Source organism: Nocardia brasiliensis (assembly GCF_011801125.1).
GTDB lineage: Bacteria > Actinomycetota > Actinomycetes > Mycobacteriales > Mycobacteriaceae > Nocardia > Nocardia brasiliensis_C.
Genome location: NZ_CP046171.1, coordinates 6,992,096 through 7,011,518, shown reverse-complemented (window position 1 = coordinate 7,011,518; position 19,423 = coordinate 6,992,096). Strand labels below are relative to the sequence as shown.

Here is a 19,423-nt window from a genome sequence, read left to right as displayed (position 1 = left end):
CGCGCCGTTCGAGGTCACCGAAGCCGAACTGCCGCTGCGGCTTTCGGAACTGGTGTTGACCGCCTTCGACGTCACGAGTCAGGTTCCGTTCCGTGCCAGGCTGTTCGAGATCAGCCCCACCGAGCACGTGCTGGCCATCGTGGTGCACCACATCTCGGCCGACGGTTTCTCCATGGGCCCGCTGACCCGGGACGTGATGACCGCCTACGGCGCTCGCGTCGAGGGCGGCGAACCCGCTTGGCGGCCACTGGAAGTCCAGTACGCGGACTTCGCGCTGTGGCAGCGCGCGGTGCTCGGCGCCGAGGACGACGCGGAATCGGTGATCGCTCAGCAGATCGCGTACTGGTCCGAGGCGCTGCGCGGGCTGCCCGAGCAGCTGGATCTGCCCGCCGACCGGCCGCGGCCCGCGCTCGCCTCCGGTCGCGGCGCGACGCACGCCTTCGAGATCGATCCCGAAACCCACGCCAGGCTCACCGAACTCGCCCGCACCAGGGGCGCGACGCTGTTCATGGTCACCCACACCGCGCTGGCCGTGCTGCTCTCGCGGCTCTCGGGTGAGCACGACATCGCTATCGGCACCCCGGTCGCCGGTCGCGGCGAGCGTGCGCTCGACGATCTGATCGGCATGTTCGTCAACACCCTGGTGCTGCGGACCCCGATCGATCACGGCGCGACCTTCACCGATCTGCTGCGCACGGTGCGCGCGGCCGATATCGCCGCGTTCGGGCACGCCGATCTGCCGTTCGAGCGGCTGGTCGAGATCCTGAACCCGGTGCGCTCGCAGGCGCGCCACCCGCTGTTCCAGGTGATGCTCTCGTTCCAGAACCTCGGCCAGAACAGCCTGGAGCTGCCCGGCCTTACCGTCAGCGGCGTCGAGTTGCCGATCGACGTGGCCAAGTTCGACCTGCAGCTGACGCTGTCGGAGCAGACCACCGCGGGCACCGCGGCGGCCGGCATCAGCGCTGAAATGATCTACGCCACCGATCTTTTCGATCCGGACACGATCGCGCGGTTCGGTCAGCGCTTCAACCGCCTGCTGCGCGCGCTCGCCGCCGAGCCGGATCGGCCGGTCGGCGATCTCGCCCTGCTCGACGAGCAGGAGACCGCACAGGCGCTGCGCGGCTGGAACGACACCGCGCGTGCGCTCGGCGCGCCGAGCACGCTGGTCGCCGAGTTCGCCGCGCAGGCGGCGGCCACCCCGGCGGCGACCGCGGTCGTCGACCCGGCCACCGCGACCTCGCTCACCTACGCCGAATTCGGCGCGCGGGTCAACCGGCTGGCGCGCAAGCTGATCGAGGCGGGCGTCGGGCCGGAGAGCCTGGTCGCCCTCGGGCTGCGTCGCTCGGTGGACCTGGTGGTCGCCGCGTACGCGGTGCAGGCCGCCGGTGGCGGCTACGTGCCGCTTGACCTCGACCAGCCCGCCGAACGGGTGAACTATGTGCTCGATTCGGCAGACCCGGTCTGCGTCCTGACCACCGCGCGCGACGAGTTCGACGCCGCGGGCCGCGCGACGCTGACGATCGACACCCTCGATCTGTCCGGGTACGCCGAGGAGCCGGTCACCGATGCCGAGCGGATCGCGCCGTTGCGTCCGCAGCACCCGGCGTACGTGATCTTCACCTCCGGCTCGACCGGGCGGCCGAAGGGCGTCGCGGTGCCGCACGCCGCCGTGGTCAACCAGATCCGGTGGATCACCGGCGAATACAGCATCGGCGCGGACGACATCGTGCTGTTCAAGACCCCGGCCACCTTCGACGTGTCGGTGTGGGAGCTGTTCGGCCCCATGACCACCGGCGGCCGCATCGTGGTCGCCACGCCGGACGGGCATCGCGACCCGCAGTACCTCGCGGAAGTGATCGCGTCCGAGCGGGTCACCATGACCTCGTTCGTGCCGTCGATGCTCACCGTGTTCGCCGGGAACATCGAGGCGAGCGGCGCCGGTGCGGCACTGGCTTCGCTGCGCGCGCTGTTCGTCGCCGGTGAGGCGTTCACCGCCGAGGCGGTCACCGCCCTGCGCCGGGTCAGCTCGGCCGCGCTCTACAACCTCTACGGCCCCACCGAGTTCACCGTGCACGCCACGCACGGCCCGGTCGCCGCCGACGTGGAAGGCGCTGTTCCCATCGGTCTTCCGGTGTGGAACGCGCAGGCCTACGTGCTCGACGGCCGGTTGCACCCGGTGCCTGCCGGGGTGGCGGGCGAGTTGTACCTGGCGGGCGCACAGCTGGCTCGCGGGTACTACGGCCGGACCGACCTGACCGCGGATCGGTTCGTGGCCAACCCGTTCGGCGCTTCCGGCGCCCGGATGTACCGCACCGGTGACCTGGTCACCCGCGACCACACCGGGGCCATCGAGTACCTGGGTCGCACCGACTTCCAGGTGAAGCTGCGCGGCCTGCGGATCGAGCTCGGCGAGATCGAGACCGCGCTCGCCGCACACGATTCGGTCGCCCAGTCGGTCGCCCTGGTGCGCTCGGACGCGCACACCGGTGATCAGCTGGTGGGCTACGTGGTGCCCGTCGCGGGCGCCACGGTGGACATCGCGGAGCTGCGCGCGCATCTGGCCACGCAGCTGCCCTCCTACATGGTGCCCGCCGCCATCGTCGTGCTCGACGCGATGCCGTTGAACCCCAACGGCAAGCTGGATCGGCGCGCGCTGCCTGAACCCGCCTTCGAGGCAAGGGAATTCCGCGCACCGTCCACCCCGATCGAAGAGATCGTGGCCAACACCTTCGCCGAGGTGCTCGGGCTGGTGCCCGCCGAGGGCGAACGCGCCGTCGGCCTCGACGACGACTTCTTCGACCTGGGCGGCAACTCGCTCATCGCGACGCAGGTGGTCGCCCGGCTCGGTGCCGCGCTGGACACCCGCGTCCCGGTGCGGATGCTGTTCGAGGCGCCGACCGTGGCCGCGCTCGCCGCGCGGATGGAGGCGCACCAGGGCAGCGGGCGACGCAGGGAACTCGTTGCGGGCCAGCGCCCCTCGCGCATCCCGCTGTCGCTGGCCCAGCAGCGGATGTGGTTCCTCAACCGCTTCGACACCGATTCCGCGGTCAACAACATCCCGCTGGCGGTCCGGCTCACCGGCACGCTGGACACCGACGCGCTGCGCCAGGCCGTGGCCGACGTGGTCGACCGGCACGAGGTGCTGCGCACCGTCTACCCGGAGACCGCGGACGGTCAGGGCGTGCAGGTGGTGCTGCCCGCGGGCCAGGACGCCATCGAGCTCACCCCGATCGAGGTGTCGGAGACCGATATCCAGGACCGGGTCGCGGAATTGGTGCTGACCGGGTTCGACGTCACCACCGAGGTTCCGGTCCGGGCGGCGCTGTTCCGGGTGGCGGGCTCGATGGACGGCTCGCAGCCCGACACCCACGTGCTGGTGTTCGTCGTGCACCACATCTCCGGTGACGGCTGGTCGGTGCGGCCGCTGGCCCGCGACGTGATGGTGGCCTACGTGGCGCGCTCGCGCGGCGAGGCGCCGTCGTGGGCGCCGCTGCCGGTGCAGTACGCCGATTACGCACTCTGGCAACGGGAAACCCTCGGTTCCGAGGACGACCCGACCTCGCTGATCGCACAGCAGGTCGCCTACTGGTCGGCGAACCTCGCCGGGCTGCCCGACCAGCTGGACCTGCCAACGGACCGGTCGCGGCCCGCGGTCGCGTCCAATCGCGGTGGCGTGTACGAGTTCTCGCTCGACGCGCACCTGCAGCGCGAACTCAACGCGCTCGCCAGGGCGCACGGCGCCAGCCTGTTCATGGTGGTGCACGCCGCGTTCGCCGCACTGCTGGCGCGTCTTTCGGGCAGCGACGACATCGCCATCGGCACCGTGGTCGCCGGCCGCGGTGAGGCCGTGCTCGACGACGCCATCGGCATGTTCGTCAACACACTGGTGCTGCGCAGCGCGGTCGATCCGGCCGAGCCGTTCGCGGATCTGATCGCGCGCACCAAGGAGAGCGACCTGGCGGCGTTCGGGCACGCCGACCTGCCGTTCGAGCGGCTGGTCGAGATCTTGAACCCGGCCCGCTCGCAGGCGCGCCATCCGCTGTTCCAGGTGATGCTCTCGTTCCAGAACACCGGGGAGGCCTCGTTCGAGCTGCCCGGCCTCGAGGTCGCCGGTGTGCCGCTCGATGTGGTGACCGCGAAGTTCGATCTGCACCTCAGCCTCACCGATCGGGTCGACGCCGACGGCGCCGCCGACGGCATGATCGGTGAATTCGCCTATGCGACCGACATGTTCGACGCGGCCACGATCGCGAGCGTCGCGGACCGGCTGGTCCGGCTGCTGTCGGCGGTGGTCGCGGATCCGACCGCGGCGATCGGCGACATCGAGCTGCTGGATGCGGCCGAGCACGCGCAAGTCGTCGCACGCTGGAACGACACCGCGCATCCGGTGGACGCGGCCGCGACCCTGGTGTCGATGTTCGAGGCGCAGGTGGCCAGGACCCCCGAGACCGCCGCCGTGACGTTCGAGGGGACGACGGTTACCTACGGCGAGTTCGCGGCGCGGGTGCATCGTCTCGCGCGCCACCTGCTCTCGCTCGGTGTCGGCCCGGACTCGATGGTGGCCCTCGGTATGCGCCGCTCGATCGATCTGGTCGTCGGCATGTACGCGGTCAGCGTCGCGGGCGGTGCGTACGTGCCGCTCGATCCCGATCATCCGGCCGAGCGCACCCGCTACGTGCTCGACACCGCGCAGCCGGTGTGCGTGCTCACCACGGCACGCGACGGTTTCGACGCGGGCACCGCCCGCACCGTCGAGATCGATCGGATCACGCTGACCGATTACGCGGACGCGCCGGTCACCGACGCGGAGCGGGTCGCCCCGCTGCGCCCGTCGAACACCGCGTACGTGATCTTCACCTCCGGCTCGACCGGTCGCCCGAAGGGCGTCGCGGTGAGCCATGCCGCGATCGTCAACCGCCTGGTCTGGATGCAGGCCGAATACGGTCTGGCGAGCACCGACGTGGTGCTGCAGAAGACGCCGGCCACCTTCGACGTGTCGGTGTGGGAGTTCTTCTGGCCCTTGCAGGTCGGCGCGCGCCTGGTGGTCGCCAAGCCGGACGGTCACCGTGACCCCGGCTACCTCATCGAGGTCATCACCGCCGAAGCCGTCACCACCGCGCACTTCGTGCCGTCGATGCTCTCGGTGTTCGTCGCTGAGGAGCGTGCGGGCGAATGCGTCAGTCTGGGTAATGTTTTCGCCTCCGGTGAGGCGTTGCCCGCGGTGACCGCGCAGCGGCTGCGGGAGTTGACCGGTGCGCGGTTGCACAACCTGTATGGTCCGACCGAGGCCGCGGTCGATGTCACCTTCCATGAGGTGACCGAGGCCGACACGGCGTCGGTGCCGATCGGTGCGCCGGTGTTCAACACTCAGGTGTACGTGCTGGATTCGCGCCTGCACCCGGTGCCGGTCGGGGTGGCCGGCGAGCTGTATCTGGCCGGTGCGCAATTGGCGCGCGGCTATGTCGCGCGTCCGGAGCTGACCGCGGATCGGTTCGTGGCCAATCCCTTCGGCGCGGACGGCGAACGCATGTACCGCACCGGTGACCTGGTCTCCTGGACCGCCGATGGTGAACTGGAGTACTTGGGCCGCACCGACTTCCAGGTGAAGTTGCGTGGTCTGCGTATCGAGCTCGGCGAGATCGAGTCGGCGCTCACCGCACTGGAATCGATCGCCCAGTCGGTGGTGGTCGTGCGCTCCGACGACCGCCTCGGCGACCAGCTGGTCGGCTATGTGGTGCCGAGCGCCGGGCAGGTCGTCGACATCGACGGCGTGCGTAGCGAACTCGCGGGTGAGCTGCCCGCGTACATGGTGCCCTCGGCGTTCGTGGTGCTCGACGAGTTCCCGCTCAACGCCTCCGGCAAGCTCGACCGTAAGGCGCTGCCCGCGCCGGTGTTCGAGGCCAAGGTGTTCCGCGCGCCTGCCACGCCGATCGAGGAGATCGTCGCGGGCACCTTCGGCGACGTGCTCGGTGTCACCCGGGTCGGCCTGGACGACGACTTTTTCGCTCTCGGCGGCAACTCGCTGCTGGCCACCCAGGTGACCGCGCGGCTCGGCGCCGCGCTGGACACCCAGCTGGCCGTGCGCGACCTGTTCGAGGCCTCGACCGTGGTCGCGCTGGCGGCCAGGGTGGAGCGCAACGCGGGCTCGGGCAGGCAGCGGCCCAAGCTGGAGACCGGGGAACGTCCCGCGCGCATCCCGCTCTCGCCGGCCCAGCAGCGCTACTGGTTCCTCAACCAGTTCGACACGGCCACTTCGGCGGTCGACAACATCCCGCTGGCCGTGCGGCTCTCGGGCACCCTCGACGTGGCCGCGCTGGAACAGGCGATCGGCGACGTGTTCGCCCGGCACGAGGTGCTGCGCACCACCTACCCGCGCTCGGCCGATGGCCCACACCAAGTGATCGGGCCGGTGGCCAAGGCGCCCGGCGCGCTCACCCCGGTCGAGGTCACCGAGTCCGAACTGCTCGGTGCCGTCATCGGTTTCGCGCTGACCACCTTCGACGTCACCGTCGAGGTGCCGCTCGCGGTTGCGCTGTTCCGGATCAGCGGCGACGAGCACGTGCTCGCCTTCACCGTGCATCACGTGGCCGCCGACGGCTCGTCGATGGGCCCGCTGGCGCGCGATGTGATGGCCGCCTACGTGGCCAGGGTGCAGGGCGAGGCGCCGCAGTGGCAGCCGCTGCCGGTGCAGTACGCCGACTACGCGCTGTGGCAGCGCGCGGTGCTCGGGTCCGAAGAGGACCCGCAATCGCTGGCCGCACAGCAGGTCGCCTACTGGAAGACGGCGCTTGCCGGGCTGCCCGATCAGCTGGAGCTGCCCGCCGACCGGCCGCGCCCGCCCGCGCAGTCGTTCCAGGGCAAGGCGATTCGGTTCGAGATCTCGCCCGAGCGGCACGCCCGTCTGCACGAGCTGGCGCGGGCCAACAACGCCTCGCTGTTCATGGTGGTGCACGCGACGCTGGCCGTGCTGCTCTCGCGCCTGTCCGGCACCGACGACATCGCGGTCGGTACCCCGATCGCGGGTCGTGGCGAACGCGAACTCGACGATCTGATCGGCATGTTCGTCAACACCCTGGTGTTCCGCACCCGGGTCGCGGCGGGTGACCGGTTCACCGACCTGCTCGCCGACGTCAAGGAACGCGACCTCGAGGCGTTCGCGAACGCCGACGTGCCGTTCGAGCGGCTGGTCGAGGTGCTCAACCCGGTCCGCTCCACCGCGCGCAATCCGCTGTTCCAGGTGGGTCTTTCGTTCCAGAACCTGGCCGAGACCACCTTCGAACTGCCGGGCCTTTCGGTGAGCGCGGTCAACTTCGACTCGCAGCTGGCCAAGACCGACCTGCACGTCACGCTCTACGACCGCTACGCCGAGGACGGCACCCCGGCCGAGATCGTGACCGAATTCGGTTACGCCACCGACCTGTTCGACGAGGCCACGGTGCAGGGCTTCGCCGACCGGTTCGTCCGGGTGATCGACGCGGTCGTCGCCGACGCCACCCTGCCGGTCGGCGAGATCGAGCTGCTGGCGGCCGAGGAGAGCGAGCGCATCCTCACCACGTGGAACGACACCGCGCACGCGGTCGACTCGACCGCGACGCTGGTCTCGCTGCTCGACGCCACGGTCGCGACCACCCCGAAGGCGGTCGCGCTCGTCGCCGACGATCCCACCGGTCAGCAGGAATTGACCTACGCCGCCCTCGACGCACGGGTGAACCGCCTGGCGCGCTACCTGATCCAGCGTGGCGTCGGCCCGGAGGACCGGGTCGCACTGGCCATCCGCCGCTCCACCGATCTCGTGGTCGCGATGTACGCGGTCGCGAAATCCGGTGCGGCGTATGTGCCGATCGATCCGGACCAGCCCGCCGAGCGGACCGACTACATCCTGGCCACCGCGGCACCGGTCTGCGTGCTGACCACCGGCCGGGACGGCTTCCGTACCGCGGCGGCCGACACGGTGCAGCTCGACGCGCTCGACCTGGCGGCGTTCGGGGCCGAGCCGGTGACCGATGCCGAGCGGCGCGCCGCGTTGGCCCCGGCCGACACCGCGTACGTGATCTTCACCTCCGGCTCGACCGGCCAGCCCAAGGGCGTCGCGGTGCCGCACGCGGCCATCGTCAACCAGTTGCTGTGGGAGACAGCGACCTTCGGCCTCGGCGCGGACGACGCGATCCTGCTGAAGACCGCGGCCACCTTCGACCTCTCGGTCTGGGAGTTCTGGACCGCCGCGGTATGCGGTGGGCGCCTGGTGATCTCGGCGGCCGACGGCCACCGCGATCCGGCCTACCTGAACGAGTTGATGCGCGCCACGCTGGTCACCACCCTGCATGTGGTGCCGTCGATGCTGGACGCGCTGCTCACCGAATCCGGTGGTCGCCTGACGCACTCGCTGCGTCGCGTGCTGGCCATCGGTGAGGCGCTGCCCGCGACGACCGCGCAGCGGTTCCGTCGTGACAACCCTGCCGACCTCTACAACCTGTACGGCCCGACCGAGGCCGCGGTGTCCATCACCAGCCACCTGGTCACCGATGCCGATCAGCTCGCGGTGCCGATCGGCGCGCCGGAGTGGAACAGCCGGGTCTACGTGCTCGACACCAGGCTGCGGCCGGTGCCGGTGGGTGTCTCCGGTGAGTTGTACCTGGCGGGTGCGCAATTGGCGCGCGGCTACTTCGGCAAGCCCGAGCTGAGCGCCGACCGGTTCGTCGCCGATCCGTTCGGCGCGCCCGGTGCGCGGATGTACCGCACGGGCGACCTGGTGGCGTGGAATGCCGCGGGCGAGCTGGATTACCGGGGCCGCACCGACTTCCAGGTCAAGATCCGTGGCTTCCGCATCGAGCTCGGCGAGATCGAGGCCGCGCTGCTGCGGCAGCCGGCGATCACGGCCGCCGCCGTGCTCGCGCACACCGATCCGAGCATCGGGGACCGCTTGGTCGCCTACGTGGTGACCAGGGCGGGTGAGCTCGACAAGCGGCAGTTGCAGTCGGCCTTGGCCGCTGAGCTGCCGTCGTACATGGTGCCGTCGGTGCTCATCCAGCTCGACGCGCTGCCGCTCAACGCGAACGGCAAGCTGGACCGAAAGGCGTTGCCGGAGCCCACCTTCGAGAAGGCGGTCTTCCGGGCGCCGGTCACCCCGATCGAGCAGATCGTCGCGAACACCTTCGCCGACGTGCTGCGGATCGCGGATCGCGAAGGGGCCGAATCGAAACGACTCGGCCTCGACGACGACTTCTTCGCCTGGGGCGGTAACTCGCTGCTGGCGACGCAGGTCGCCGCGCGTCTGGGCGAGGCGCTCAACACTCGGGTGCCGGTGCGCCTGCTGTTCGAGGCCTCGACCGTCGCCGCGCTCGCGGTGCGGGTCGAGCAGCACGCGGACGCCGGTGGGCGCAAGGCGCTGACCGCAGGGCCGCGCCCGGAGCACATTCCGCTCTCGCTCGCGCAGCAGCGCATGTGGTTCCTGAACCGGTTCGACACCCAGTCGGCGGCCTACAACGTGCCGATCGCGGTGCGGCTGACCGGTGCGCTGGATGTGGCCGCGCTGCGTGCGGCCATCACCGACCTGGTGAGCAGGCACGAGATCCTGCGCACCATCTACCCGCAGACCGACAGCGGTCCGGTACAGGTGATCTTGCCGCCCGCGCAGGCCGTGCCGCGGCTCGAGGTGCGCGTGGTCGCACCGGCGGATATCGAATCCGCCGTGGTGGCACTGACTTCGACGATCTTCGACGTCACCACCGAGGTCCCGATGAAGGTCGCGCTGTTCCAGGTCGCCGGGGAGAGCGCGGGTTCGGTGGCCGAGGACGCCGCCGAGGTCGAGTACGTCCTTGCGATGGTGATCCACCACATCTCCGGTGACGGTTCGTCGGTCGGCCCGCTGACCCGCGATCTGATGATCGCCTACGCCGCGCGCTCCGCGGGTGAGGCGCCGACCTGGGCGCCGCTGGAGGTCCAGTACGCGGACTACAGCATCTGGCAGCGGGAGCTGCTCGGTAGCGAGGACGACGCGGAATCGCTGGCGGCCAAGCAGGTCGCCTACTGGCGTGCCGCGCTGGCGGAGCTGCCGGACCAGCTCGACCTGCCCTCGGACCGGCCGCGTCCGGCGGTGCAGTCCTTCGCCGGTGGCAAGGTCGAGCTGCGGATCGACGCCGCGACCCATCGGGCGCTGATCGAACTGGCCCGCACCGAGGGCGCGACGCTGTTCATGGTCGTGCACACCGCGCTCGCGGTGCTGCTGGCCCGGCTCTCGGGTACCGACGACATCGCCATCGGTACCCCGATGGCGGGTCGCGGCGAGGCCGCCCTCGACGACCTGATCGGCATGTTCGTCAACACGCTGGTGTTCCGCAGCCGTATCGATGCGGGTGAACCGTTCACCGAACTGCTTGCGCGGCAACGGGAGACCGACATCCAGGCGTTCGCCAACGCCGATGTGCCGTTCGAGCGGCTGGTCGAGGTGCTCAACCCGGTCCGGTCCACCGCACGGCATCCGCTGTTCCAGGTCGGCCTTTCGTTCCAGAACCTGGCGCAGTCGGCGCTGGAACTACCGGGACTCACCGTGGCCGGGCTCGACATCGACACCGAGCTCTCGCAGTTCGATCTGCACCTGATCGCGACCGACCGTTACGGCGACGCGGGCGAACCCGAAGGCATCACCGGGTTCTTCACCTACGCCACCGACATGTTCGATCGGAACACGGTGCAGGGCTTCGTCGATCGGTTCGCGCGGCTGCTCGGCGAGATCATCGCCGCGCCGCGCACCGCGGTCGGTGATATCGCGCTGCTCGACGACGCGGAGCGGACGCAGATCCTCGAGCGCCGCAACGCGACCGACTACGAGGTCGATACGGCGGCGACGCTGGTGTCGCTGCTCGATGCCTCCGTGGCGGCGGGGCCGAAGGAAGTCGCGCTGGTCACCGAGGACGGTGCGTCGATCACCTACGGTGAGTTGGATGCGCGGGTGAATCGTCTTGCGCGGTATTTGATTTCTGTTGGTGTGGGTCCGGAGTCGCGGGTCGGGTTGGCGTTGCGGCGTTCGGTGGATTTGGTTGTGGCGATGTATGCGGTGGCGAAGTCCGGTGGTGTGTATGTGCCGGTGGATCCGGATCATGCTGCTGAGCGCACGGGTTACATTTTGGAGACGGCTGCTCCGGTGTGTGTGTTGACCAATGCCGAGGCGGGGTTTGTTACTGGTGTCGCGCCTGTGGTGTGTGTTGATGAGCTGGATTTGGCGGGTTTTGCTTCGGCGCCGGTTGGTGATGTGGATCGGGTTGCGCCGTTGCGTCCGGAGAATTCGGCGTATGTGATTTTCACGTCGGGTTCGACGGGTCGTCCTAAGGGTGTTGCGGTTTCGCATGCGGCGATTGCGAATCAGTTGCGGTGGAAGGTGACCGAGTTCGGTTTGGATGCTGCTGATGCGGTTTTGTTGAAGACTGCGGCGACGTTCGATCTTTCGGTGTGGGAGTTTTGGTCGGCTGTGGTGTGTGGTGGTCGTTTGGTGATTGCTGCGCCGGATGGTCATCAGGATCCGGGGTATTTGAATGAGTTGATGGCGCGGGAGTGGGTGACCACGCTGCATGTGGTTCCCTCGATGTTGGATGCGCTCACTGCGGGTGATTTCCCGAACTCGTTGTGGCGGGTGCTGGCGATTGGTGAGGCGTTGCCGGGTGCGTTGGCGCAGCGGTTCGTGCGTGATTATCCGCGGGTGGAGCTGTTCAACCTCTACGGCCCGACCGAGGCCGCGGTCTCGATCACCAGCCACCGCGTGACCCGGGCGGATCAGACCTCGGTGTCGATCGGTGCGCCGGAATGGAACAGCCGGGTGTATGTGCTCGACGCGCGGTTGCAGCCGGTGCCCGACGGTGTGTCCGGCGAGCTCTACCTCGCGGGTGCGCAGTTGGCGCGGGGTTATTTCGGTCGTGCGGATTTGACCGCGGATCGGTTCGTGGCGAATCCGTTCGAGCACGGGGTGCGGATGTACCGCACCGGTGACCTCGTGGCGTGGAACAGTTCCGGTGAACTGGAGTATCGGGGGCGTACGGACTTCCAGGTGAAGATTCGTGGTTTCCGGATCGAGCTCGGTGAGATCGAGGCGGCGTTGCTCGCGCTGCCCGAGGTCGCGCAGGCGGCGGTGGTGGCCAAGTCCGATCCCAAGACCGGTGATCGCCTGGTGGCGTACTTGGTCGCCGCGGCAGGGGATGTCGATGTGGCGCAGGTGAAGTCGGTGCTGTCGACCGAGTTGCCGTCGTACATGGTGCCGTCGGCGTTTGTGGTGCTCGACGCGCTTCCGCTCAACGTGAATGGGAAGTTGGATCGGAAGGCGTTGCCGGAGCCGGAGTTCGAGGCTCAGGTGTTTCGTGCGCCGTCGACGCCGATCGAGGAGATCGTGGCGTCGGTGTTCGCCGAGGTGCTCGGGGTGGAGCGGGTCGGTGCGGACGACGACTTCTTCGCGCTGGGCGGCAATTCGCTGCTGGCGACGCAGGTCGCGGCGCGCATCGGTGCGGCACTGGACGCGCGGGTGCCGGTGCGGATGCTGTTCGAGGCGTCCACGGTGGCCGGTTTGGCCGTGAAGGTCGAACAGCACGCCGGTGCCGGTGGTCGCAAGGCGCTGGTGGCCGGGACACGGCCGGAACAGATTCCGCTGTCGCTGGCGCAGCAGCGCATGTGGTTCCTCAACCAGTTCGACACCGCCTCGGCGGTCAACAACATTCCTGTCGCGGTGCGGCTCACCGGCGAACTCGACGTCGAGGCGCTGCAGCAGGCGGTGGCCGACGTCATCGGCAGGCACGAGACCCTGCGCACGGTCTACCCGGAACAGGGCAGGGTCGCGCATCAGGTGATCCTGCCCGCCGAGCAGGCGGTGCCGGACCTGACGCCGGAAACGGTGGCTGCCGAGGACATCCGGGCACGGATCATCGACGTGGTCACCGCCGGTTTCGATGTCACCACCGAGGTTCCGTTGCGGGCCAAGCTGTTCCGGGTCACCGACGCGGAATACGTGCTCGTGTTCGTCGCGCATCACATCAGCGCCGACGGCTGGTCGATGGGCCCGCTGACCCGTGACGTGATGCTCGCCTACGCGGCCCGCTCGGCCGGGGTGGCCCCGGGCTGGGCGCCGCTGCCGGTGCAGTACGCCGACTTCAGCCTCTGGCAGCGTGCGGTGCTCGGCGCGGAAACCGATGCGACGAGCCTGATCTCGCAGCAGGCCGAGTACTGGCGCGCGGCGCTGGCCGGGCTGCCGGACGAGCTCAACCTGCCTGCCGACCGGACCCGTCCGACGACCCAGTCGTTCGCGGGTGGCCGCGTGGTGTTCCCGATCGAGCGCGAGCTGCATGCCGGGCTCACCGAGATCGCCCGCGAACACAACGCGACCATGTTCATGGTCGTGCACGCGGCGCTGGCGTTGTTCCTGGCGCGGATGTCGGGCACCGACGACATCGCGATCGGCACCCCGATCGCGGGCCGCGGCGAGGCCGAACTCGACGACGTGATCGGCATGTTCGTCAACACGCTGGTGCTGCGCTCGCACGTCGAGGGCGACCTGACCTTCGGTGACCTGCTCGCGCGGACCAAGGATGCGGATCTGCAGGCGTTCGCGCACGCGGACCTGCCGTTCGAGCGGCTGGTCGAGTTGCTCAACCCGGAGCGCTCGACCGCGCGGCATCCGTTGTTCCAGGTGGCGTTGTCGTTCGAGAACCTGCCCGAGTCCAGCTTCGAGCTGCCCGGATTGCAGGTCGCGGCGGTCGATTTCGACGTCGACACCGCGAAGTTCGATCTGTCGCTGACGATCCGGGAAGCACCGGAGTCCGCGAACGCGGGCATGTTCGCGGAGTTCTCCTTCGCCCGTGACCTGTTCGACGACGAGACCGTCGAGGTCTTCGCGCAGCGGTTCACCCGACTGCTGCACGCGATCGCGACCGACCGGCAGACCCCGATCGGCGACCTGCCGCTGCTGGACGAGGCCGAGTACGAGCTGCTCACCCACGTGCACGGCGAAGACGTGATGGCCACAGGTCTGCTGCCGGACCTGCTGCAGCGTGGCGCGCAGCTGAACCCGGAGCAGATCGCCATCCGCTACCAGGGTCGTTCGATCACCTACCGCGAGCTCGACGAGTACTCCTCGCGACTGGCTCGGGTGCTGATCGATCGCGGTGTCGGCCCGGAACGCATTGTGGCGCTGTCGTTCCCGCGTTCCTACGAGATGGTCGCGGCGTTCTGGGCGGTGGCAAAGGCCGGCGGCGCGCACGTGCCGATCGACCCGACCTACCCCGAAGATCGCATGCGGCACATGGTGAACGACTCCGGTGCGGTCATCGGTATCACCGCCACCGAGTTCGTGGACCGGTTGCCGCGCGATGTCGAGTGGCTGCGGTTGGACGATCCCGAACTGGGTGCGGCGATCGAGGCGCAATCCCCGGCGTCGGTGACCGACGCCGACCGGATCGCGTCGCTGGCGATGCGCCACCCGGTGTATGTCATCTACACCTCGGGTTCGACCGGTATGCCCAAGGGCGTCACGGTGACCCACGCCGGCATGGGTGGGCTGGTCGGTGTCGCGACCGATCTGTACCAGCTCGAGGCGCACCACCGGTTCCTGCACATCTGCTCGCCGAGCTTCGACCCGTCGGTGCTCGAATGGCTGTGTGCCGCATACACCGGCGCCACCTTGGTGATCGTGCCGTCGAGCATCATCGGCGGTCCGGAGCTGGCGGAGCTGCTGCGCACCGAGAAGGTGACCCACACCATCATCACCCCGGCGGTGCTGGGCACGATGGATCCGGCGGGCATGGAGGCGCTCGAAGTCGCTTCCGTCGGTGGCGATGTCACGACACCGGAGCTGCTGGCCAAGTGGTACCCGGGCCGCAAGTACTTCAACGCCTACGGCCCGACCGAGACGACCATCATCTCCTCCTACGCGTCGCTGACGCCGGGACGCCATGTCACCATCGGTCTGCCGGTGCGCGGCATGTCGGCGCTGGTCCTCGACAACCGCCTCAACCCGGTGCCGCCGGGTGTCGCCGGTGAGCTCTATCTCGCCGGTGGCGCGGTGGCGCGGGGTTACCACAACCGGCCCGACCTCACCGCGGAGCGCTTCGTCGCGAACCCGTGGAGCGATGAGGGCGCGCGCATGTACCGCACCGGTGACGTGGTGCGCTGGTTCGCCGAACCCGGCGAGCGGGCGGGCAATGCCGCAGTGCCCGAGGTGCGCTGGGAACTGGATTACGTGGGCCGCTCGGACTTCCAGGTGAAGATCCGTGGTTTCCGGATCGAGCTCGGCGAGATCGATACCGTGCTCGCCGGTCATCCCGATGTCGAGTTCGCGATCACCCTGGGTCGCGAAACCGCAGCGGGCGCAACGATTCTGGTGTCCTATGTGCTTGCCGTGCCGGGTCGGGAGATCGACACGGCGGCGCTGAGCGAGTACGCCGGGCGCAGCCTGCCGCCACACATGGTGCCCTCGGCGATCATGGTGCTCGACGAGATTCCGCTGACCCCGGTCGGCAAGCTCGACCGCAAGGCACTGCCCGAGCCGGTACTGGCGCCGCGCGAGTTCCGGGCGCCGGCCAGCGAGATCGAGGCGATCATCGCCGAGGTCTTCGCCGAGGTGCTCGGTGTCGAGCAGATCGGTTTGGACGATTCGTTCTTCGCCCTCGGCGGCGACAGCATTCTGTCCATCCAGCTGGTCTCGCGGGCCAAGGCGCGCGGCGTGGTGTTCACCCCGCGCGAGGTGTTCGAGCGGCGCAGTGTCGCCTCGCTCGCTGAGATCGCCACCCTGGGCGCGGGTTCGGAGCAGGTCAAGCTCGAGGAGCTGCCCGGCGGCGGGGTCGGCGAGATCCCGCTGACGCCGATCATGACTCAGATCCTCGGCGGTGGTTCGGCTTACGATCGCTTCTCGCAGACCATGGCGTTGCGCCTGCCCGACGGCATCGATCGGGAGACGCTGGTCGGCACCGTCGCGGCGGTCTTCGACCATCACGACGTGCTGCGGACGCGGTTGCGCCGCACCGGCTCCGACGAGCCGGGGCGCGGCGATCAGTGGACGTTCGAGGCGCTGCCGCAGGGTGCGGTCGACGTGGGTGCCCTGGTGCACCGGGTCGAGCTCGCCGCCGATGTCGACGACGCGGAGCTCAAGCGGGTCGGCAGTGCGGCCTTCGACGCCGCGCTCGGCAGGCTCGATCCGGCGAACGCGGTAATGGCGCAGTTCATTTGGTTCGCCTTCGCCGGCGAGCGGCGTGATGTGCTGCTCATCGTCGCGCATCACTTCGTGGTCGACGGCGTGTCCTGGCGCATCCTGATTCCGGACTTCGCGGTCGCGTGGTCGCAGCTGGCCGCCGGCCAGCAGGTGGCGCTGCCCGCCAACGGAACCTCGATGCGGCGCTGGGCGCACAGCCTGGTCGAGGAGGCCACCGCACCCGCGCGGGTCGCGGAACTGCCGTTCTGGCAGCAGGTCACCAACACCCCGGACCCGCTGCTGGGCGCGCGTGCCTTCGACCCGAAGGTGGACACCTTCGCCACCGTGGAACGGGTCGAGGTCACGCTGCCCGCCGAGGTCACTGACGCGGTGCTCACCGCGATCCCCGGCCTCTACCGCGGCGGCGTGAACGACGGTCTGCTCTCCGCACTGGCCATGGCGGTCGCGCGCTGGCGCGACGGTGACTCCGCCCTGATCAAGCTCGAAGGCCACGGCCGCGAAGAGGAAGTCGTCGCGGGCGCGGATCTCTCGCGCACCGTCGGCTGGTTCACCACGGCCTACCCGGTGCGGCTCGATCTGCACGGCGCCGACCTCGCCGACGCCTTCGACGGCGGGGCCGCGCTGGGCGAGATCGTGAAATCGGTGAAGGAGCAGTTGCTTTCGGTGCCCGACAAGGGTGTCGGCTACGGCTTGCTGCGGTACCTGAACGCGGCCACCGGTCAGCGACTCGGCGGTGCGGGCCAGATCAGCTTCAACTACCTGGGCCGGATGTCGGCCGGGGAGATCCCCGAGCAGCTCGCCGAAATCGGCTGGGTGCCGGTGGCCGACCTCGGTCAGCTCGACGGCGAGATGGATCTGGACATGCCGGCCAACGCGACGATCGATATCAACGCGATCGTCACCGACGGCACGGACGGTCCGCAGCTCGGCGCGTCGTTCGCCTTCCCGACCGGGCTGCTGACGCGCGAACAGGTGCAGGAGTTCGCCGATCTCTGGGTCGCCGCGCTCACCGCGCTGGCTTCCCACGCCAAGCGGCCCGACGCGGGCGGTTTCACCCCGTCGGACATGTCGCTGGTGCGGGTCGGACAGGCCGATATCGAGCAGTGGGAACGCAGGTACCCGGCGCTCGCCGAGGTCTGGCCGCTCTCGCCGCTGCAGTCCGGGCTGCTGTTCCACGCGATGATGACCCAGGCGACGGTCGACGTGTACACCATGCAGGCCGTGGTCGACCTCGGCGGCGCACTGGATGTCGAGCGGTTGCACGCGGCCGCGCAAAGCATCGTGGACCGCTATCCCAACCTGCGCACCGCGTTCGTCACCGATTCCGACGGACAGGCCGTGCAGGTGGTGCTCGATCGGATCGAAGCGCCTTGGCGCGAGGTGGATCTCACCGAACTGCCCGCCGAGCAGCGGACCGCCGAACTGCGCAGGCAGGTGGCGGCCGACCAGGCGACGCACTTCGACATGGCGGTGCCGCCGCTGCTGCGGTTCACCCTGTTCCGCTCCGACGAGGCGCAGTGGCATCTGGCGATCACCACCCACCACATCCTGTTGGACGGCTGGTCGATGCCGCTGCTCATGCGGGATCTGCTGGTGCTCTACGCGGTTCGCGGTGATCAGTCCGCACTGCCGCGGGTGGCCTCCTACCGCAACTTCCTCGGCTGGCTGGCCGGGCGGGACCGGGAAGCGTCACTGCGGGCCTGGGCGAACGCGCTCGACGGCGTCACCGAGCCGACTCAGCTCGCGCCGCAACCGCGTTCGACCGAGCAGTACGCGATCGGCAAGCAGATCACCGAGATCGACGCCGACCGCACCCGGCAACTCACCAAGCACGCCGCGGAATTGGGCGTCACGGTGAACACGCTGGTGCAGGCGGCGTGGGGCATCCTGCTCGGACGGCTCACCGGCCGTGGCGATGTGGTGTTCGGCGCCACCGTCTCCGGTCGACCGGCCGAGCTGCCCGGCGTGGAATCGATGGTCGGCCTGTTCATCAACACGCTGCCGGTGCGCCTGCGCATCGACGACCGCCAGAGCATCGGCAAGTTGCTCGAGCGGTTGCAGCACGACCAGGCCGACCTGCTCGAGCACCACTATGTGGGGCTCACCGACATCCAGCGGGTGGTCGGCACCGGGTCGCTGTTCGACACGCTGCTGGTGTTCGAGTCGTATCCGATGGACAAGGAAGCCATTTCGGCGGCCAGCTCCATCGACGGCATGTCGGTGACCGGTGTCGGCGTCAACGACGCCACGCACTATCCGATGACCCTGCTGGTGACCGCGGAGTCGACGATCGAGCTGACGCTCAAGTACCTGGGCAGCCGGTTCACCGAGGACGAGGTGCGCACCCTGTCCGCCAGGCTGATCCGGGTGCTCGAGGCGCTGCTCGGTGATCCGGACGCCCTGGTCGGCGACATCGACATCCTCGATGCCGGTGAACGGGCCCGCCTGCTCACCGAATCCGGCATCACGGCAACGGCTTCCGCGCCGGAGGCCACGGCCAGGGTCGGCGCGCAGACGGTCGCCAAGGTGCTCGCCGAGGTCGTCGAGGAGGATCCACAGGCGCCCGCGCTGCTCGCCGACGGTGACGAGATCGCCTACCACGTACTGGATCGACGCTCCTCGCAGCTGGCGCGGGTGCTCATCGATCGCGGTGCGGGACCGGGCGACATCGTCGCGGTGGCGCTGCCGCGCTCGCTGGACGCGGTGGTCGCGGCGTGGGCGGTGCACAAGGCCGGTGCGGCACTGTTGTTCGCGGGCGAGCTCGCGGTGGATGAACTGGCCGAGGCAGGCGCCACCTTCGGTATCGGGTCGAACCCGTTGCCGGACAGCACGATTCACTGGCTGGTGCCCGCCGACATCGAGTCCGAGCTGGCCGCCGCGGCGTCGCATCCGGTGTCCTATGCCGACCGGGTCCGCCCGCTCGGCGAAGACGATCCGGCCTTCGTCGTCGTGACCGGTGGCGGTGTGCTCTCGATCAGCCAGACCGAGGCGCTGGCACAGGCCGAACACGTGCGCGAGGACTACGAGCTCGACTACGAGTCGACCACGTACACCACGGCCGTTTCCGGCCGCGCCGCCGTGCTCGAGTTCCTGGCCGCCGCCACCGCGGGCGCCCTGTCGGTGCTGCCGACCGGCGACCCGGCCGGTGATCTCGCCGACAACGAGGTCACGCACTGGTTCGTCACCCCGGCCGAAGCCACCGAGGTGGCCGAGCCCGAGGTGCGGATCGTCATCGCCGAGTAG

General features: G+C 69.4%; 1 protein-coding gene (only partly in view). It reads left to right on the top strand.

The window, feature by feature from the left end; translation table 11 throughout:
• Nucleotides 1-19,423, top strand: the final stretch of a protein-coding gene (locus tag F5X71_RS32040; RefSeq protein ID WP_167465349.1) for a non-ribosomal peptide synthase/polyketide synthase. It extends 24,341 nt beyond the left edge of the window; 19,423 of the gene's 43,764 nt are visible here — the last part of the coding sequence; the start codon falls outside the window, past its left edge; its stop codon occupies nt 19,421-19,423.